Annotated in this window: 2 protein-coding genes and 1 pseudogene; 2 read left to right on the top strand and 1 reads right to left on the bottom strand. The window is 37.8% G+C overall.

Translation table 11 applies throughout. The features are described 5' to 3' along the window. Positions 1–499, top strand: a pseudogene (locus AB5062_RS22595) (hypothetical protein); the annotation flags it as partial. 14 nt (positions 500–513) lie between these two features. Here AB5062_RS22595 and AB5062_RS22590 read toward each other — a convergent pair. After that, positions 514–951 (bottom strand): hypothetical protein, encoded by a 438-nt coding sequence (locus AB5062_RS22590; protein WP_368328372.1) that lies wholly within the window; start codon positions 949–951, stop codon positions 514–516. Positions 952–1,044: 93 nt separating this feature from the next. Between AB5062_RS22590 and AB5062_RS22585 the strand changes: the two genes are divergently transcribed. Beyond that, positions 1,045–1,815 carry a hypothetical protein gene (locus AB5062_RS22585; protein WP_368112911.1) on the top strand — a complete coding sequence of 257 codons (771 nt, stop codon included), beginning with the start codon at positions 1,045–1,047 and terminating at the stop codon, positions 1,813–1,815. The last annotated feature ends 217 nt before the right edge of the window (positions 1,816–2,032 follow it).

Here is a 2,032-nt window from a genome sequence, read left to right as displayed (position 1 = left end):
GTATATAATATCCCAGTGGAAGAAGTTGCAGGGAACGGAATCGGATGCCCGTTTTCAGAAATATGAGAAGGTGAGAGACTTGGAAAATAGTGCGCTGGAGCTGTTTAAATATTCTTCAAAGGCTTCTGTTTCGGTAACGAAATCAAAGAAAAAGAAGGGTGAGAAGGCAAAGATTGACAAGGTAGAAATCAATTATCAAGCGTTGGATAAGATTTATACTGCTATGCACGGCATGCAACGCATGAGTAGTTTTGGTCGGTTCCGGGAAATGATAGGGGATGAAGCGTTGAACGAGTTCCGGGATGAAGATTTAGAGTTGAATGTGGAGGGGTTGAATGTGGGTGATGGTGTTTATACCTGGTATATGTCTGTGAGAGACCGTGTGGCTGATTGGTTTAACATGGATACGGGAGAGGCGTTGTGTTGTTATGAGGTTACGGGTAAAGATGAACTTCTTCAGGAGATTTATCTTGAAGAGAGAGAGGTTCCTCCGGAGTAGTAGTTGAGTTAGTTTTAGTCCGTTTTGTATGGGGTTAATTCGTTATGTTCTCTGTGCATAAAAGGGTCTCCAAATTCTCCGGTTCTGTCGTAGTAAGAGAATTTGTTTTTTGTCAGTTCGTCTATGTCCCAGTAGTGGTTTCCTCCGAAATATATGGTGCTGAAACTTGGGTCACCGAAAGACCATGCGGCATTAACGTCAGCTTTGCTTTCGTTGCCGTTCTTGTCTATTTTTATGGTTGTTATTGTGTAAGTTCCGTTTCTATTGAATTTGTATAAGCCTTGATAGGTTGTTCCATCATCGTGGGTTATGGGTTTGGTTGCCCAAGTGATGTTGCATATAAGGGATATAATGCCTTCTTCTCCGTTGGTGTAGTAACCGCTTTTTTCGACACATCCGGAGAATAGGAGTATAGAGAGTGTAGTGAAAGTAAGTATTGTTGCTATTTTCATGACTATTTTCTTTGACGTTTATACAAAAGTAGGAAAGATTTCATTAACTTTGAGCCGTTATTTGGTTTATTAACTTTTAAAAAAGGAGGAGCTATGAAGAAATTTTTATCAATAGCGTTAGGACTTTTTACTACATTGGCGGTTTGTTCGTGTAGCGATGATGAGATTACAGAACCTGTCGTAAGTAACACTAAGTCGGACATGGAAATACTTTCTCGTTTTGTTGATGTGAACGAGGAAACGAATGAGTATTATATTAATGAGAACAAGAAAACGCGAGCTTTGTCTTACGTTACTGGTTCGGATTGGGCAGATTTGGAAAAAGTTAGTCCTTTGAGTGTAGAAAAGTATAAAAATGATTTGCAAGTATTGAATGCGCAGGTAGCAAGTGCCATTGCAAATCCGAATACTGCTTATATGGTATTTTCTGTAAACGGAAAAACATTAGTAAAGAAGGTAAAAGAAGATGTTGGGTTTGATTTTTCTGTTTCTGATTTAAAGGGACAAGAAACAAGAGCTATTTATCCAACTCTTAGTATTTTTGGTGGTACACAAAATTCTACGGGGGTATTTTATGACTCAAGTCAGACTATGAATATGGATGTGCGAGTTAATGACATTATAACATTTAACTACTACTTCTTTGAAATTTTGAATTCAAATGCAAAGCCAAATCCTGATGATAATATTTTAACTCCGGAAAGTGTTGCATTTAGTGGTACTGGTCAGTTATGGAATACAAGGTTTACTTGGACTTCTTATTGGGATGCAAATGAGCCGGGTAAAGGGTTTAAATGGGAATTTAAAGGAAAGGGAACAACACCTTCTTCTGGTTTCATAGCTGATTGTACATTTAGTAAATAATTAATTTTCTAATACATTGAGAGGTGGATATTGGTAAGATATCCACCTCTTTTGTTTCTATAAATGGAGTTTGTTGCCTGTGTTAAGTCCCATAGCTTTTTGTAGTTTATTCCATAGTTCGAGAAAGAAAGTTTTGAAGTAGGTGTTATTCATCCAAATGGTTGTTAGCCCGTTTCGGCTTTTGGCTATGTCTATCTTGACATTTCTTACTTGGTGC

This window comes from Phocaeicola sp. RTP21359st1_B8_RTP21360_211022, from assembly GCF_040911965.1.
Taxonomy (GTDB): Bacteria; Bacteroidota; Bacteroidia; order Bacteroidales; family Bacteroidaceae; genus Phocaeicola; species Phocaeicola vulgatus.
This window is presented reverse-complemented; position numbering and strand designations above follow the sequence as displayed.

Coding starts and splice junctions, on each gene's coding strand:
- AB5062_RS22590 (WP_368328372.1), bottom strand. CDS start 951: ATGAAAATAGCAACAATACTTACTTTCACTACACTCTCTATACTCCTA.
- AB5062_RS22585 (WP_368112911.1), top strand. CDS start 1,045: ATGAAGAAATTTTTATCAATAGCGTTAGGACTTTTTACTACATTGGCG.